The sequence below is a fragment of the Flammeovirga sp. SubArs3 genome, from assembly GCF_947387565.1.
GTDB classification, from domain to species: Bacteria; Bacteroidota; Bacteroidia; order Cytophagales; family Flammeovirgaceae; genus Flammeovirga; species Flammeovirga agarivorans.
Map to the genome: position 1 here is coordinate 614,340 of NZ_CANDOA010000003.1, position 18,406 is coordinate 632,745.

Annotated in this window: 9 protein-coding genes; 7 read left to right on the forward strand and 2 right to left on the reverse strand. The window is 35.9% G+C overall.

The genetic code is table 11. From position 1 onward, the window contains the following. The first annotated feature begins 192 nt into the window (after positions 1-192). The 7 genes from ispG (at position 193) to QL232_RS11655 (ending at position 14,286) form a co-directional block, all read left to right on the forward strand. On the forward strand, positions 193-2,163 hold the full coding sequence (ispG, locus tag QL232_RS11625) for a (E)-4-hydroxy-3-methylbut-2-enyl-diphosphate synthase (RefSeq protein WP_281614246.1): 1,971 nt from the start codon (positions 193-195) through the stop codon (positions 2,161-2,163). 288 nt (positions 2,164-2,451) lie between these two features. After that, a complete protein-coding gene (rpsA, locus tag QL232_RS11630) occupies positions 2,452-4,224 on the forward strand; it encodes a 30S ribosomal protein S1 (protein WP_168883319.1) in 1,773 nt (590 codons plus the stop codon). Between the two features lie 463 nt (positions 4,225-4,687). Then, entirely contained in the window at positions 4,688-7,219 is a 2,532-nt protein-coding gene (locus tag QL232_RS11635) for a TonB-dependent receptor (RefSeq protein ID WP_281614247.1), read from the forward strand. A 20-nt stretch (positions 7,220-7,239) separates the two neighbouring features. Then, the gene (locus QL232_RS11640; RefSeq protein WP_281614248.1) at positions 7,240-8,664 is read left to right on the forward strand and encodes a hypothetical protein; all 1,425 of its coding nucleotides are present in this window, start codon (positions 7,240-7,242) and stop codon (positions 8,662-8,664) included. A gap of 215 nt (positions 8,665-8,879) precedes the next feature. Then, positions 8,880-11,447 carry a TonB-dependent receptor gene (locus QL232_RS11645; protein WP_168883322.1) on the forward strand — a complete coding sequence of 856 codons (2,568 nt, stop codon included), beginning with the start codon at positions 8,880-8,882 and terminating at the stop codon, positions 11,445-11,447. Between the two features lie 17 nt (positions 11,448-11,464). After that, positions 11,465-12,580: a hypothetical protein gene (locus QL232_RS11650; protein WP_281614249.1), complete on the forward strand. Its 1,116-nt coding sequence runs from the start codon at positions 11,465-11,467 to the stop codon at positions 12,578-12,580. A 77-nt stretch (positions 12,581-12,657) separates the two neighbouring features. Further along, the gene (locus tag QL232_RS11655) at positions 12,658-14,286 is read left to right on the forward strand and encodes a mechanosensitive ion channel family protein (RefSeq protein ID WP_281614250.1); all 1,629 of its coding nucleotides are present in this window, start codon (positions 12,658-12,660) and stop codon (positions 14,284-14,286) included. A 43-nt stretch (positions 14,287-14,329) separates the two neighbouring features. On the opposite strand, the gene scpA is transcribed toward QL232_RS11655, so the two are convergent. Further along, complete coding sequence (gene scpA, locus QL232_RS11660; RefSeq protein WP_281614251.1) at positions 14,330-16,477, reverse strand: methylmalonyl-CoA mutase; 2,148 nt, start codon at positions 16,475-16,477, stop codon at positions 14,330-14,332. A gap of 32 nt (positions 16,478-16,509) precedes the next feature. Then, complete coding sequence (locus tag QL232_RS11665) at positions 16,510-18,348, reverse strand: methylmalonyl-CoA mutase family protein (protein WP_281614252.1); 1,839 nt, start codon at positions 18,346-18,348, stop codon at positions 16,510-16,512. Positions 18,349-18,406: the final 58 nt, after the last annotated feature.

The window sequence follows — 18,406 nt, forward strand, 5'->3', positions numbered from 1 at the left end:
CTCATTTTTTGTGAGTCTCTTTTTTTTATTTCATTCTTAAAACTATTTGATAGTTACAGGGTTGTATTCCTGATTTAAATCAAATATTAAAAATGTAGGTTTAAACTTCTTTATTATTTTTAAATCATCATTCTTAATTAATTTTTATCCCTATTTTTGCCACAAATAACGTTTAAAAGAAGAATTGTAGTTATGCACACAAATTGGTATTGTGACGATATTAACTCTTACCAGAGAAGGGAAACTGTTGAAGTAACAATTGGAGGTATTCCAATGGGTGGTTCAAACCCGATTAGAGTACAGTCTATGACAACGGTGGACACTATGGACACAGAAGGATCTATCGAAGAAGTAATAAGAATGGTAGATTCTGGTTGTGAATACGTTAGAATTACTGCTCCTAGCATTAAAGAGGCTGAGAACCTTAAAAATATAAAAGAAGGATTAAAGGCAAGAGGGTACGATGTCCCATTAGTTGCTGATATTCACTTCACTCCCAATGCTGCAGAAGTCGCAGCAAAGATCGTTGAAAAAGTACGTATCAACCCGGGTAACTATGCTGATAAAAAGAAATTTGATTTCATTGAATATGATGATGAAACATATCAAGCAGAGTTAGAAAGAATTAGAGAACGTTTTATTCCACTTGTGGAAATCTGTAAGGAACATGGTACTGCTATGCGTATCGGTACCAATCATGGTTCTTTATCTGATCGTATCCTAAGTAGATATGGAGACACTCCACTTGGCATGGTAGAATCAGCTCTTGAGTTCTTAAGGATTTGTGATGACTTAGACTATCACAATATTGTTCTTTCAATGAAAGCAAGTAATACGCAAGTGATGGTTCAGGCCTATCGTTTACTTGTACAGAAAATGCAAGAAGAAGGGCTCAAACCCTATCCTCTTCATTTAGGTGTAACTGAGGCAGGTGATGGTGAAGACGGTAGAGTTAAATCTGCTGTTGGTATTGGTACTTTACTTGAAGATGGTCTTGGCGACACGGTTCGTGTTTCTTTAACAGAAGCTCCAGAAGCGGAAGCTCCAGTTGCAGCAGCCCTTATCAACAGATATGATGATAGAGCAGCTACTGCTGATCAAATTAATACAACAATTGACGCTTCTCCCAAAAACCCTTTCCAATACGAAAGACGTAAAACTATAGAGGTAGATACTTTTGGTGATCATAACGTTCCAAGAGTAATTGCTGACTTTAGTGAAGTGGAAAACATACAAATGTCAGATCTTAAAAGTATCGGACATCATTATCTTCCTGCAACTGACAAATGGGGAATGTCAGACCATGGTGCTGATTTTATTTATACAGGTAAAGCACCTCTCCCATTTATGTCACCTAGCGGGATGAAAAATATTGTAGATGCTGATATTTGGCAATCTAATATGGATACCTATCCACTATTCTCTGTTGAGAACTATTTTTCTTCTGCTAACAAGCATAATAGTTTAAACTTTGTCAGAGGAAATATCAATGATATTAATGAGCAAGTTATTGAGGATTTATCAAAAGATACAACTGTAGTCTTATGGATTTTCTCTGAGAACTCTCATACAATGCCTGAGTTAAGAGCTATCTTATTTAAATTATATGCTGCTAATGTTGGTTGCCCTGTTGTCATTGAAAGAGATTATAAGAATGTCACTCCAGATGAACTACAATTATATTGCTCAACGGATATTGGTGGTGTCTTAATAGATGGTTTAGGTGATGGCGTTTTCTTAAAACCGCTTCCTTCAAACAATAAAGAAGAATTACTTGATCAATTAACTACAAGTAATCGCCTTGCGTTTGGTATCCTTCAAGCAGCAAGAACAAGAATGACTAAGACCGAATACATCTCTTGTCCTTCTTGTGGACGTACTTTATTTGATCTTCAAGAGACAACAGCGATGATTAGAAAAAGAACGGATCATCTAAAAGGTTTGAAAATTGGTATTATGGGATGCATTGTCAATGGCCCTGGAGAGATGGCAGATGCTGATTATGGATATGTTGGTTCTGGTAAAGGAAAGATTACCTTATATAGAGGCCAAGATGTAGTAAAAAGAGGCGTCCCTTCTGAAAGTGCTGTAGATGAACTGATAAAAATTATTGATGGAGATGGCAATTGGTTTGAATCAGAAACCAGCGAAATCGAAGCATAATATAAAAGCCTATTGTTTTCTTAACAATAGGCTTTCTTTTTACCCTCTTCAATTTATAAAACTGTTCTGATTCACATTTACCCTTCTTAACATTACACCTAAAGTCAGTTTTTTAATATTGAAAATTATTTACTATCTTTGCAGGCCGAAATGCACGTACTAGCTCTGTATTTCGACCGTTTGATTTTCCACGTACTAGCTCTGGGATCAACAAATTTATAACATATTTAAAATTAATCTCTTACGTGACAGCACTAACGTAAGGGCGTAAAAAGTGCTATTACAATTATGTCAGAACAATCACAAGACTTCAACTGGGACGAGTTTGAAAGCTCACAATCAGCATTCGGTGACGGTTATTCAGCTGCCGAAAAAGAAGAAATGTTAAAAATGTACGAAGGTACATTAAACCAACTTAACGAGCAGGAAGTAGTTAAAGCTACTGTAGTTTCTATTACTGATCGTGACGTAGTTTTAAACATCGGCTTCAAATCTGATGGTTTAGTTCCTTCAAACGAATTCCGTGACACTCCAGACCTAAAAGTAGGTGATGAAGTTGAGGTATTTGTTGAGCAACAAGAAGACAATCACGGTCAACTTGTTCTTTCTAGAAGAAAAGCTAAAATCGTTCGCGCTTGGGAGAATATCCAAAATGCTCTTGATAACGACGTTGTTATCGAAGGTGTTGTTAAGCGTAGAACTAAAGGTGGTCTTATCACTGATATCTTTGGAATCGAGGCGTTCTTGCCAGGTTCTCAAATTGATGTGAAGCCTATCCGTGACTTCGACGTATTCGTAGGTAAGAAGATGGAATTGAAAGTGGTTAAAATCAACCACGCAAATGATAACGTTGTAGTTTCTCATAAGATCCTTATCGAGAAGGATTTGGAAGAGCAAAAACAACGCATCTTGAACAACCTAGAAAGAGGTCAAATCTTGGAAGGTGTGATCAAAAACATGACAAACTTCGGTGTATTCATCGATTTAGGTGGTGTAGATGGTCTTCTTCACATTACAGACATCTCTTGGGGTCGTATTTCTCATCCAGAGGAAGTATTGCAGCTTGACCAAAAAGTTAACGTTGTTGTACTTGACTTTGATGATGACAAGAAACGTATCTCATTAGGTATGAAACAACTTACTTCTCACCCTTGGGATTCTCTTGGTGCAGATGTTGAAGTTGGAGCTAAAGTTAAAGGTAAAATCGTAAACGTTGCTGATTACGGTGCATTCTTAGAAATCATGCCAGGCGTTGAAGGTCTGATCCACGTTTCTGAAATGTCATGGTCACAACACTTACGTAACCCTCAAGACTTCATCAAAGTTGGTGACGAAATCGAAGCAGTAGTATTAACTATCGATCGTGACGAGCGTAAGATGTCTCTTGGTATCAAGCAATTAACTGAAGATCCTTGGACTAAGCAAGACTTATTAGACAAGTACGCTGTTGGTACTAAACACACTGGCGTTGTTCGTAACTTGACTAACTTCGGTCTATTCTTAGAATTAGAAGAAGGTATCGACGGTTTAGTTCACGTTTCTGACTTATCATGGACTAAGAAGATCAAGCATCCATCTGAGTTCATCAAACAAGGTGAGAAATTAGACGTGATCGTTCTTGAGATCAACCCTGAGGAGCGTCGTTTAGCTTTAGGTCATAAGCAATTAGAAGAAAACCCATGGGAGCACTTCGAAACTGTATTTACTATTGATTCTGAGCACAAAGGTACTATCCTTTCTAAATCAGACAAAGGTGCAGTTATCGAGTTACCATACGGTATCGAAGGTTTCGCAATGACTAAAAACTTGAAGAAAGAAGACGGTTCTACACCAGAAACTGGTGAGTCTTTAGACTTCAAAGTATTAGAATTCTCAAAAGAGGATAAGAGAATCCTTCTTTCTCACGTTCACACTTACTCGGATCCAGCTCCAAGCAAAAAAGCAGCTCCTAAGAAAGGTGGCGGAAAAGCACAAGCAGCGTCAAATGAAGAAGCTACGACTTCTTTAGGTGATTTAGATGCTTTAGCTAACTTGAAACAACAATTAAAAGACAAGAAGTAATCTCTGATTACAAAAGCTTTTAATTTATAGCATACAGGTACACCCTATCATTGAGTTGATAGGGTGTTTTTTTATTTTTTAAATTTTTACCCAAACAGAAAAGAGAAAACTTAAATTCTGTTTAAAGAAAAAATAATTGCAATACTACCCAATCAGCAAAAGATTATTCTACATCAGCCTATTTTTATAAAACAAACAATCTTCACTATGTTAAAATGCAATAAATTAAATTACGCAATACGCTAACTATCAGATAGTTAACATTCGTTTTATATGTTAACTTATCATGAATTATTATTCATTTATTATTATTAACAATCCGTAAAACACTGAATTTGAAGGTTTTAAATATTTAACAATATTAAGATTAATGTTAACTATTTTAAGATATCGATTGTATGTATACTTTTGTGGCGAACAATTTCAAATTTATTCCATCTAACATTTAACTTTTTTTCTTTTTATGAAAAAGTTTTATTTACTGCTTCTAACAACGTTGATTTCATTTTCAACATTTGCCCAAGAAGTGTCAACCTTGATTAAAGGTATTGTAATTGACAATGACACTAAAGACCCAGTTATCGGTGCTACGGTTGTTATTGACGGAACTACAACAGGTTCTATTACAAACTTCAATGGAGAGTTCGCTATCAGAACTCAACAACAAGGTCCAAAAAAAGTCATCATCTCATTTGTTGGCTACAAATCAATTGAAAAAGAAGTAAACCTTACTGGTGAAGAAGTTTCATTCGGTGAGTTAAAATTAGCTTCTGATGCAATTGGTCTGAATGAAGTGGAAGTGATTGCTTCTGTAGCAATCGACCGTAAGACTCCGGTTGCAGTTTCTACAATCAACCCTGAGTCTATCGAAACTAAATTAGGTACAAAAGAATTTCCTGAAATATTAAAATCGACTCCTGGTGTATACGCTACTAAACAAGGTGGTGGTTATGGTGACTCAAGAATTAACCTTCGTGGATTCTCTTCTGCTAACATCGCTGTAATGATCAACGGTGTGCCAGTAAACGATATGGAAAACGGTTCAGTATACTGGTCGAACTGGGCTGGTTTATCTGACGTGACTAGATCAATGCAAGTACAAAGAGGTTTAGGTGCTTCTAAAGTAGCTGTTCCTTCTATTGGTGGTACAATCAACATCTTAACTAAAACAACTGATGCTGACAAAGGCGGTAACGTCTACTATGGTATTGGTAATGACGGTAGGGAAAAGATCGGCTTAACATTATCAACAGGTAAAATGGATAATGGTTTTGCTGTAACTTTCTCTGGTTCAAGAACGACAGGTCAAGGTTTTGTAGATGCTACATCGTTTGAAGGTTACTCTTACTTCTTGAACGTTTCAAAAGAGATCAACAAGAACCACATGCTTTCATTCACTGCATTTGGTGCTCCACAAACTCACGGTCAAAGAAATGGTTACAACCAAGGTATCGAAGATTACCAAAAGAATGGTGGTATCAGATATAACCCAGACTGGGGATATTTAGACGGTCAAGAATATAACTTATTCACTAACTTCTACCATAAGCCGCAAATTTCATTGAACCACTATTGGACAATCAATGAAAAGTCTAACTTAAGTACATCTGCTTATGTTTCTATCGGTCAAGGTGGTGGTACTGGTTTCTTAGGTACTTCTAAAGATACTGAAGCTTACAGAAGAGCTGATGGTCAAATCGACTTTGAGAAAATCAGAGATGAAAACGTAGCTTTAGCTGAGCAAGGTTTAGGATCAGAAACTATCTTAAGATCATCAAATAACAATCACACATGGGTAGGTGCATTATCTGTTTATGATAATAAACTTACAGATTACTTAACTTTCATGGGTGGTTTAGATGTAAGATACTACTATGGAGAGCACTACAGACAAGTTGAAGACTTATTAGGAGGCGAATACTTCTTAAATACATCTAACGTAAACATTCCAAATCAAAAAGCTGTTGTTGGCGACAAAGTAGCTTACCACAATGATGGTGAAGTATACTGGTTAGGTGGTTTTGGACAATTAGAGTACTCTAAAGATAGACTTTCTGCATTTGTATCAGCAGCTGTATCTCAAACGACTTACGTTCGTTACGACTTCTTTAACTACACTCCTGAGAATCAAAAGTCTGATAACTACAACTTCTTAGGTTACAGTGCAAAAGGTGGTGTAAACTACAACTTAACAGATAACCACAATGTATTCTTCAATACAGGTTATATTTCTAGAGCTCCTTTCTTCCGTTCTGTTTTCCCTAATTACACTAACGATGGAAACAAAGATGCGGAAAATGAAAAAATCTTATCTTTTGAATTAGGTTATGGTTATCGTTCAGCTAAGTTCAATGCTAACGTAAACATCTACCATACTCAATGGAAAGACCGTTCATTTACAAGAACAGTTAACCAAGATTTCACTGCAAACTTATTAGGTGTAAATGCAACTCACCAAGGTATTGAGGTGGATGCGAAGTACAAAGTGAATCACAAATTATCATTCTACGGTATGCTTTCTGTTGGCGACTGGAGATGGGATAATGATTTAAATAATGTACCTATTTACGACCAGAATAATCAAGTTGTTGATTCAGTAAACGTATTTATCAAAGACCTACATGTAGGTAACTCTGCTCAAACAACTGCTGCACTTGGTTTCGATTATGAATTAGTAAAAGGTTTAAAATTAGGTGTTGATTATAACTTCTTCGGAAACAATTATGCTGACTTCGACCCTACTCGTCGTAACGATTCAGAAGACAGAAGTGAAGCATGGAAGATGGAAGATTTCAACGTAGTTGATATCAATATCCGTTACAAATTCCAAATCGGTAAATTAAACTCTACTCTTTATGGCAACGTTGACAACTTATTCGATGTTGAGTACATCACAGATGCTCAAGATGGTGCTGACCACACTGCACAATCTGCTACTAGAGTTTACTACGGTTTAGGTAGAACTTGGAACATGGGTATGAAACTAAACTTCTAATCAAAGCTTAATTAAGAAAAATGAAAAAGTCATTAATATATATTGCAGCATTAGCCGCAGGTCTATTTTCATGTGATCCTTACAAGGAGTTACATAATGAGACACAAGAAGATTTAAAGCTTCAAAGAGAAAATGATGCAATTCCTTCATCATTAGTTATCTCTGAAGATGACAGAGTTTTCGCTACGATCAATGAAGCTCACACTGACATCCCAGTACAATTATCGGAGACATATAATGCCAATTCTTATACTGATCAGAGAGTAATTGAAGTTGAGTATACATTATTAACTCAGAGCTTAGCTCCAAAAATTTATCTTCAAAACGAGCATTACCAAATTACTGGTAATGAGTATTGCTTAGAAAGTGAAGGATGGTTACCAACTGAAGCAGACGCTGAAGAAGAAATCACTTTAACTTCTGATGATTACACTTTTGCTGGAAACAGATACCCTAACTTCAGTGAGTCAGATTATGACGAAGGAGACTACAAAGGTTATACTTATGACAGCAGATTAGACGCAATGATTAGTGACATCCTTGAGAACCACAGATCATTCGACAGAACAAAAACTGTTGACGTAATTTTCGAAGTATACAAGGCAGGTACAGATACAATTACTTATGCTGCGGATACATTAACTGGTTGTACTTACCAATTCTTACCAACCGATAATGTTGAATCTAAAATCACTGAGATTTTAAATACATTAAATGAAGACCAAGCTGTTGCAAGTCAAATTGAAGTAGCTTATAAAGTTGGTGAAATTGGTGATATCTCTAATGAAGTTAATTTCTTCCAGAAAAGTGAAGAAGCTAAATGGGCTGTAATTGCAACAGATGCTCTTGTTCATGAATATGATACTTTACAAGATGCGGATTATACTTCATTTGGTTTAGAATACAATAGCTTCTCAGGAGCTACTGCTTACCAAAATTACTTACCTCAATTCTTAACTCTAAAATTCCCTTACGCTCAAGAAGGCGATAATATTAGAGTAAGTTATGATGCTTATGTAAGTGGATCTACAGACGACTACTTAGCAGAATATACATTCACTGCAGGTATGTGGAACGAAGTAGCACCTTTCGAAGAAAATACAGTAACTATTGACAAGTTTAAGTACTTACATGCAGAAACTGCTTGGAAAGTATCTTTAGCTGAAGTAATTACTTTAACAACTGCTGACTATGCAGTAACTGGAGACGACAAATATGGTAACTTCGGTTACTATGACAACGTTGAAGGTGAATACCCTGAGGGTACTCCTGTTGAGAATATCATTGATGCAAAAATCAATCATATCTTAACTGAAAACTATCCAGATTTAATGAAGGATGGACAAGAAGTTATCGTAAACTACATGTACTATGACAACGGTACTAATGAAGTTTCTAGAAACTATATTTACTCTGGAGCTACTGAAACTTTTGAAAGAAACTAAGTAGATTTCCAATCAAAAAAAGAGGCCAACAGGATTATTTCTTGTTGGCCTTTTCTTTTTCTAAGAAACTGAGAGGCAATATATTTAAGGCGATACGAAATTTCTTTTAACATAAACTCTATTACTTATATTGTATATAGTTATCAAATCATAACTCAAAAACACAATTCAAAAACAATCTATTCATTATTACAATTCTATACGATAAAGAATTTATGAAAAAGGCAATTTTGCTGCTTCTATGTACATTGCTCTCTCAATTAATGTATGCCCAGGAAGCGACTACAATCATTAAAGGTACTGTAATTGAAAAAGAAATAGATCAACCTGTAATTGGTGCATCTATTATTATTAAGGGTACCACCACAGGGACAACTTCAGACTTTGATGGAAACTTTGCATTAAAATCCAATACAACTGGAACTGCTACGGTGGTAATTTCATTTGTTGGTTTACAATCCATAGAAACGGAAGTGGATTTCAATGGTGCTACTGTTGAAATGGGTGAAATTTACATGGAATCAGATGCTATTGGCCTTGCTGAGGTTGAAGTAGTAGCCTCTGTTGCAGTAGACCGTAAGACACCTGTTGCAGTTTCCACAGTAAAACCAGAAGTACTAGAAGAAAAACTTGGTACTCAAGAGTTTCCTGAAATATTAAAATCTACTCCAGGGGTTTATGCTACAAAATCTGGTGGTGGATTTGGAGACTCAAGAATTAATTTACGAGGCTTCTCTTCTGAAAATATTGCGGTTATGATTAACGGTGTTCCTGTAAACGACATGGAAAATGGTGCCGTATATTGGTCAAACTGGGCAGGACTTTCAGATGTTACGAGAACAATGCAAGTTCAAAGAGGTTTAGGAGCCTCTAAAGTTGCTGTACCGTCTGTAGGTGGTACGATAAATATCTTAACGAGAACTACCGATGCAAAAAAAGGCGGTAGTGTGTATTACGGAATAGGAAACAACAATTATAATAAGATAGCATTTACGGCTTCTACTGGTAAAACCGAAAACGGATGGGCAATCACTGTTTCAGGAGCAAAAACTACTGGTAATGGATTTGTAGATGCAACACAATTTGAAGGCTACTCCTACTTTGCCAACGTTTCAAAAGAAATTAACGCTCAACATCAATTATCATTTACTGTATTTGGAGCACCTCAAGTTCATGGTCAAAGATCAAATAAATTGAACTTATTGGATTATCAAGAATCTGGTAGAGGAATAAAATTCAACGGTGATTGGGGGTATAGAAATGGTGAAGTTTTTAATATTAGAGAGAACTATTACCACAAACCTCAAATGTCATTAAACTGGTATTATAACATCAATGACAAGTTAGACCTTGCTACTGTAGTTTATGCTTCTATTGGTCGAGGTGGTGGATCTCGAGGTGTAGGTGTAGATAAATTCTCTCCTAATTGGAGCTCCCCTTACAGAAGAGACGGTGTTATTGATATTGATAGAATTGTTGATGAAAATGTTGCACTTGGTCGACAAGGTTCAGAATCTATAATTGTAAATGGTGTAAACAACCACCAATGGTATGGAGGTTTATCTACTCTTACAGCAACATTCTCTGATTATATCACCTTTACAGGTGGTCTTGATATCAGATACTATGAAGGCAATCACTACAGAGAAGTAAAAGATTTATTAGGAGGTCAATTCTATATGGACCCTGCCTTAAGTGGTGCTGAAGCTGGAGCTCCTGGATCATTTGCCAGACCTTCTAAGGTGGGTGATAAAGTAGAATACAACAATGATGGCCTAGTATGGTGGCAAGCTCTATTTGCACAAGCTGAGTATTCTAAAGATGCACTTTCTGCTTTTGTTTCTGCATCAATATCTAACCAATCTTTCCAAAGAATCGATTACTTACAATATCGACCTGAAAACCAAGCCACTGATTGGCAAAGCTTTTTTGGATATAATATCAAAGGTGGAGCTAACTATAACCTAAATGAAAATCACAATGTTTTTGTCAATGCAGGTTATTTTTCAAGACAACCCTTCTTTAATAGTGTTTGGCCTACTTACACAAACGACACAAATACAGGTGTAGTAAATGAAAAAGCACTAAGCTTTGAAGTAGGATATGGCTACAGAAGTAAATTAGTTTCTGGTAATGTGAACCTTTATCATACTACATGGAAAGATAAGTACTATAGAGCATCCGTAAGACCGGACAATTCATCAGAAACTTTCTCGGCAAATATTCCTGGTATCGATGCCTTACACATGGGTGTTGAATTAGACCTTGTTATTCGTCCTACTGATAAGTTGAATATCACAGCGATGTTCTCTTATGGTGATTGGAAATGGAACAGTGATGTATTAGGTGTTCCAATCCTAGATAACACTCAACAAGTAGTTGGCGAAGTTGATATCTATGCTAAAGGCGTTCATGTAGGTGACGCAGCTCAGACTACTGGTGCCATCGGTGTTAGTTATTTAGTTCTTGGTGGTTTAAAAGTTGGTGCAGATTGGAATATAGCAGATAGATTATACGCTAATTTCAATGTTACTCAATTAGATAGCCCTGAGAAAAGTGTTGATTCATGGCAAGTTCCTACTTATAACTTATTCGATTTATTCGCTAGTTATAAATTCCCTATGGGACCATTTGATGCAAGTTTAAATGCTAAAGTCAACAATGTTGGTAATGTAAAATATGTGTCAGATGCATTTGATGGTTCTACTCATGATTACCAAACTGCTCAGGTATTCTACGGAGCAGGCACAACATGGTCGACTTCTTTAAAAGTTCAATTCTAATTTGAAATACTCTGATAATGAAAAATATATATAAAATTGCAGGCGTACTCATAGGCATATTAGGATTGAATTCCTGCGATCCACTGAAAGATATAAATAAAGAACTTGAGAATAGTTCAGCAGTTTCCCCTACGGAAATTGCCTATACTCTTACATCAGACGACTATGGATTATCTTGTTCAGAAGATGTACAAAACTTTGAAAGTTTTTCAGCAAATGTACCACCAGATAATGACACCTGTGGTGTAGCACAAATTCTGGATCAAAAATTTGTAGGTGTTGATGGCGATATCTTAAACGCGACTTACAACTTATATGATCCTTTATTCAAAGGCACTTCATTACAATATCAAGCAACTCAGGCGGATTACGATCGCTTTGGTACATTTAGTTCTTTGTCTCTAAGTCAATCCATTATCATTGTCGATTCTGTATGGACAGCAACTTATGGAGAAACAGCTTCAAGAACAGATGTTGTCGCTTTAACAGCAAATTACTATGATGGAAGTACAACTCATAGTGACACTCTAATCCAATATATTGCCACAGGAAGTCCTGCTTGGGAACAAGTATATGTACTTACTGCTGATGATTATACTGCAATGGATCAGTCACATAGTAATTTCGGGTCTAAAGATGATGGTCTAGCGCGTATGACTACTTGGATGAATTTGTTCTTCAACCCTTATGCTAATGAAGGTGATGTTCAAGTATTACAATATGAAGTATATAACCGAGACGGAAACGAAGAGTATGTTGTTTACTTTAGCTTTACCAATTCTGCTTGGAGCTATACAGCTGACACCTACCCTGCTACCGATGCTTTTAAATGGAAAGTAGATTTACAAGCTTGGGAGATTGCTCCAGTTTATACTTTTACAAACATAGGCGGAGACACACATGACAAAGAGTATACTTTAACAGAAGCAGACTATAAAACACAAGGGGAAAGTTATCCAAATTTTGATACCAGATATAACTCACAAGAAGATATCGATAGAAAAATTGGAAACATTCTAAATGCTCAAAGTGAGATAGTTATTGAAGATGGTGATATTATAAAAGTTAATTATGCGGTTTACCCAACAGGTACTGCTCCTACCACAGGAAACTATCAAGCAAGTTTACCGTAAACATAATTGACTTTTTACAGTATATATAGAGGCATCGTTGATTTGGTGCCTCTTTTTAGTCTAAGATTTTTTCTATTATGGTAAAACCAATCAGTAAACTATTTTTATTATTACTTTCATTTTTCACCATTCAATTGAATGCACAATCTCTTGATTCACTGATCAGTTTCCCTGAGGATCATGAGTTTTATTCATATCATAAAATTGATAGTTTCGAATATTCATTAAGTAGTCCATACCATACTTTTCACACATTGTATGACTTTTTGGATGAAGATAATTTTCATCCTGGAATTGCTGCGAGAGTATTTAATAAAAATATTGGTTCAATAGAAAAACGACAACAGTTAGCAGAAGATTTAAAACTGATTCTAAGTGCCAAAGGTATTTATCCACACAACACTAATGTTTCATTACTTAAGAACTATGTGGATAAAAAGACAAACAAAAGAAGGTTTACTATAACAGATAAATACCCAGACATCTATCTTATTAAATATTCAGATGGAAACTGGTACTTCTCAAGATATACATCCGAAAGGATTCCTTATATATTTAATGAAATCTATCCAGGCATCTCAAGAAAAATCATTGAGTTTGTCTTAAAAATCAAACAAAATAACAATCAACTATTAGGGAAAGATACATGGCAAATCACATCGTTATTTTCATTAATCCTGATGTTAGTAATAGTGGGTTATTTATTGAACTATCTATTAAAGTTTGCCACTCTTAAGATCACTAACCCAGATTATAAAAGCTTTATACTTGATCGGATCATAAATCATTTTATCAAGCCCGTAAACTATGCTATTTTATTATACATGTTTAATTGGCTGTTACCATTATTCTTGATTGATAGTGATTTATCTTATTACCTTTCTACTGTTGTCCGAGTATTATTAGGCATCGCTATTTTACTAATACTCTATAGATCTGTTGATATTATTGTGTATCAGATGTATCACAAGACAAAATACAATAGATTAAACTTTAATGAGAACCTATCTCCTATTGTGAAAACCTCGATGAGGATTTTCGCAGTATTAATTGGTATAGGAATTTTCTTTAATATGCTTGGGTATGATATCACCAACTTTATAGCAGGACTTTCATTTGGTGGTATTGTCATCGCTTTTGCTGCTCAAGACACAGTAAAAAACTTTATTGGCTCCATTATGCTTTTTGCCGATCAGCCGTTTAGAGTTGGAGATTATATTGAAATCGATAATTTGAGTGGTGTGGTTGAGGAAATTGGATTCCGTTCTACCAAAGTTAGAACTTTTGAAGATTCAGTAATGGTATTCCCGAATAGTTTATTATCAGATAATAGAGTTGATAATAAAGGAATGCGTAACTCAAGAAGGTTTAGAACCTTGATTTCAATTACTTATAATACACCGAGGGCAAAGATTATTAAGTTTACAAATGAGATTAGAGAGGTAATCAAAAATCATCCATTAAGTAAACCTGATGCTTATTATGTACATCTAAATGAGTTTGGGCCAAGTTCGTTAGATCTTCTTTTTCAAATGTACATCTGTACCAATGAGAGGATTATTGAGCTTCAAGCTCGAGAAGAAATTATGTTAGAAATCATTCGCTTATCGGAAGAAATAGGTGTTGAGTTTGCGTTCCCAACTCAAACTGTTTATTTTAATAATGAAGATGAAATAAATAATGATACAGAAAAGGGTATCACTTAAAAAGTGATACCCTTATTATCTATTCAAATTTTAAAATATGTCCTTAGTTTTCCACTTGCTCATCTTCTAACAAGATTTGAAGTACTTTTTTCGCAGAGTAAGGAACTCTTGTACCTGGACCAAATATCGCAGATACACCAGAATCATAAAGGAATTGATAATCTTGCTCAGGGATAACTCCACCTGCAAATACCATAATATCCTCACGCCCTAGACGTTTTAACTCTTCAATTAATTGTGGAATTAAAGTTTTATGACCAGCCGCTAATGAAGATGCACCTACACAGTCTACATCATTTTCAGCCGCTTGTCTTGCTACCTCTTCTGGAGTTTGGAAAAGTGGACCCATATCTACATCAAAGCCAATATCTGCAAATGATGTTGCAATTACTTTAGCTCCTCTATCATGGCCATCTTGTCCCATTTTCGCAACCATTACTCTAGGACGTTTACCCTCAAGTTTCTCAAATTCATTGGCTAATGCCTTTGCCTCAGCAAATGCTTTATCACCTGCTACTTCATGAGAATATACCCCTGAAATGTTACGAATTGTAGCTTTATATCTTCCGAAATCTTTTTCCATAGCATCAGAAATTTCACCTAAAGACGCTCTACATTTAGCAGCTTCTACAGCTAACTCTAGTAAGTTACCTTTTCCAGTTGCTGCCGCTTCTTCAATAGCTTTCAATGCAGCATCACATTTTGCTTGGTCTCTATTTGCTCTAAGAGACTTTAATCCAGCAATTTGTCCTTCTCTAACTGCAGTGTTATCTATTTCTAAAACGTCGATTTCTGTCTTTTCGTCTGCGATAAATTTGTTAACACCCACAATTGTATCTTGGCCAGAATCAATTCTAGCTTGTTTTCTTGCAGATGCCTCCTCAATACGCATTTTAGGAATACCTTTTTCAATGGCTTTTGCAATACCACCATGCTCTTCTACTTCTTCGATAAGTTTCCAAGCTTTATGTGCAATTTCATGCGTTAAATATTCCACATAATGAGATCCAGCCCAAGGGTCAATTACCTTACACACATTTGTTTCATCCTGGATGTATAACTGAGTGTTACGAGCAATTCTTGCAGAGAAGTCCGTTGGTAATGCAATGGCCTCATCCAATGCGTTCGTGTGCAATGATTGAGTATGACCTAATGCTGCTCCCATTGCTTCAATGGCTGTTCTAGCTACGTTGTTAAAAGGATCCTGTTCCGACAATGACCAACCTGAAGTTTGAGAGTGCGTTCTCAAGGCCATTGATTTAGGGTTTTTAGGTTTGAATTGTTTTACAATTTTAGCCCATAACATTCTACCTGCTCTCATTTTTGCAATCTCCATGAAATGGTTCATACCAATTGCCCAGAAGAAAGATAAACGTGGAGCAAAATCATCAATATCTAAACCTGCTGCAATACCCGCTCTGATGTATTCTAAACCATCTGCTAATGTATAAGCCAACTCAATATCAGCTGTTGCCCCTGCTTCTTGCATGTGGTAACCTGAGATAGAAATGGAGTTATACTTCGGCATATTCTTAGAAGTATATGAGAAAATATCTGAGATAATTCTCATTGAAGGTTTTGGTGGATAGATATACGTATTACGCACCATAAATTCCTTCAGGATATCATTCTGGATTGTACCACTTAGCTTTTCTTTTGATACTCCTGACTCTTCAGCAGCAACAATATAGAAGGCCAATACTGGAATTACTGCACCATTCATTGTCATTGATACTGACATTTTATCTAATGGAATATCATTAAATAAAACTTTCATATCCTCTACTGAATCAATGGCTACACCAGCTTTACCCACATCACCAACTACTCTAGGGTGATCAGAATCATACCCTCTGTGAGTCGCTAAGTCAAATGCTACTGATAAACCTTTTTGACCCGCCGCTAAATTTCTCTTATAAAATGCGTTTGATTCCTCTGCTGTTGAGAAACCTGCGTACTGACGGATCGTCCAAGGACGCAAAGCATACATTGCTGAATATGGTCCTCTTAAAAATGGAGGAAGACCTGCTGCGAAATTTAAATGTTCTGCCGAACTATAATCTGCTTCCTCAAATCCTTTTTTTACCGGAATACCTTCTGCGGTTTTCCAAGCATCACTCTCTTTCACCAAGTTTTCAGGTGAAGTGAGTTTAATATTTTTAATATCGAGTTTTGAAAAATCTGGTTTCATTTTTCGTCAATTTAAGTGGTAGTGGTTGCTGATTAGTTAATTTCTAAATCAGCTTGGAACTGTGCTAAGCTTTGAATGGCATTTGTTTTTACATGAACAAAACCATCAACGCCAGCAGCAAGGAATTCTGCTTCTTTGTCACCAGGGTGACCAGCAAGAATTAGTTTTTTCCCTTTTGCTTCTGATGCTTTAAAAGCTTTAGCGAAACCTTCAACATGCTCTGCATATTCAGGATCTGAAGAACACATCACTATAATGTCTGCATCATTCTCAATTGCTCCTTTTACAGCTTCTTCAGCTGAAGCATAGAATTGTTCTGAAGAAACAAAACCTGCAGTACCAAAGAAATCCATTGCGAATGTTGATCTTGCTTTTCTCATGGCAAGATTACCAAATAGTGCATTGAATACTTTAGGACGTTCCCCACCATCTTTGACGTAACGTTCTGTTTTCAAACGCAGACTTTCAAATTGAAGTGTTGCTCTCTGACCATGTAGTAATTCTACTTTTGCCTCATGATCGTGTTGAAGTTTTACATTTTCTGGATTCACCATTTCCTCTTGATTTGGATAACGGTTAGTACCTACATAAACACTTCTTCTTTGAGCAATTAATTTCTCTTTCTTATCGCGAGTCTCTCTTATTAATCCTTGGATTGTTCCATTTTCAAAACAAGCTAAGAATCCATTTTCAGACTCAATTGTTTGGAATAACATTAATGCTGCATCCAATAACTTTTCTGTAAGAGAATCTAAATAATAAGACCCCGATGCAGGATCTGCCACTTTACCCAAATAAGCTTCTTCTCTCATGATGTGAGAGATGTTAAGTGCAACTCTTTGAGATTGTGTTGTTGGCTTTTCATATGAAGCATTGTGTGCTTCAATATTAATTGCATTCACACCACCAAGAACAGCAGACATTGCTTCTGTTGTATTACGAAGCATGTTTACGTTTGGATCATAAAGTGATTTAGACCAAAGTGATGAGTTCGCTAGTATTTCAATTGACTTTTCATCAAAATCAGGATTATACAATTTAGCTACTTCAACAACTAATAATCTAAAGGCTCTGAATTTTGCAATCTCATGGAAATAATCTCCAGCCACTGCAGCTTGGAAGATGATATTCTGTAATACTTCTTCTGGTGAGATATCAAACTTCTGAAGTTGATCAATATACTCTACCATTGTATTCAATGTGAACGCCAGTTCTTGCGTATGGTTTGCGCCAGAATTAACAAAAGCGGTAGAGTTAATACTTAAAACTCTAAAGCCAGGCATTTCACTAGTATAAGAAATCAAGCGAGAGATTCTTTCGATACCGTCTTCATCCAAAATACCAGTAGTAGAATAAGTTGAGATCGGGTCAAAATTGACAAAACCTCTTACCTTATCAAGTGAAACACCATGGATATGTAAATACCCAACATAATCTCTTACAAGTGTTCTTGGGTGAGCTACATTTTCGAAACCAATTCCTACCATTTCGATACTGATACCTTTTAAAGCTAATTCAATATCAAAATCTTTTACATGATCTACATTAAAGATTAGTCCTTCAACTCCTCTTTCTAGTAAGAACAACGCATTTTTATTGATTTCTTCATTGGTGTCTCCTACTACTTTCTGGAAACTCTTCCAATCAAGTCCCTCTTTCTCTGAAGAAGGTAATATATCTTTTAATTGATCTAATACATCTAATTTTTCAGCCCTGTCTTCATGATCGAAGTAAGGCTGTATTTTCATCCCGTTTTCTGTGTTCCAAACGAGTTTTCTATCGAAGTCGGCCCCTTTTAAATCAGTAACTACTTTTTCTTTCCAAGCTTCTTTACTGATTGGCTCGAAGTCTGAAAATAACTTATCAGCCATAATTTATGTTGTTTGTGTGGTTTTGTGTGTGATACAATAATAAAACAAAAACCGGAAC

Excerpts from the sequence above, each read along its gene's own strand:
- ispG (WP_281614246.1), top strand. The coding sequence starts at position 193 with ATGCACACAAATTGGTATTGTGACGATATTAACTCTTACCAGAGAAGG.
- rpsA (WP_168883319.1), top strand. The coding sequence starts at position 2,452 with ATGTCAGAACAATCACAAGACTTCAACTGGGACGAGTTTGAAAGCTCA.
- QL232_RS11635 (WP_281614247.1), top strand. The coding sequence starts at position 4,688 with ATGAAAAAGTTTTATTTACTGCTTCTAACAACGTTGATTTCATTTTCA.
- QL232_RS11640 (WP_281614248.1), top strand. The coding sequence starts at position 7,240 with ATGAAAAAGTCATTAATATATATTGCAGCATTAGCCGCAGGTCTATTT.
- QL232_RS11645 (WP_168883322.1), top strand. The coding sequence starts at position 8,880 with ATGAAAAAGGCAATTTTGCTGCTTCTATGTACATTGCTCTCTCAATTA.
- QL232_RS11650 (WP_281614249.1), top strand. The coding sequence starts at position 11,465 with ATGAAAAATATATATAAAATTGCAGGCGTACTCATAGGCATATTAGGA.
- QL232_RS11655 (WP_281614250.1), top strand. The coding sequence starts at position 12,658 with ATGGTAAAACCAATCAGTAAACTATTTTTATTATTACTTTCATTTTTC.
- scpA (WP_281614251.1), bottom strand. The coding sequence starts at position 16,477 with ATGAAACCAGATTTTTCAAAACTCGATATTAAAAATATTAAACTCACT.
- QL232_RS11665 (WP_281614252.1), bottom strand. The coding sequence starts at position 18,348 with ATGGCTGATAAGTTATTTTCAGACTTCGAGCCAATCAGTAAAGAAGCT.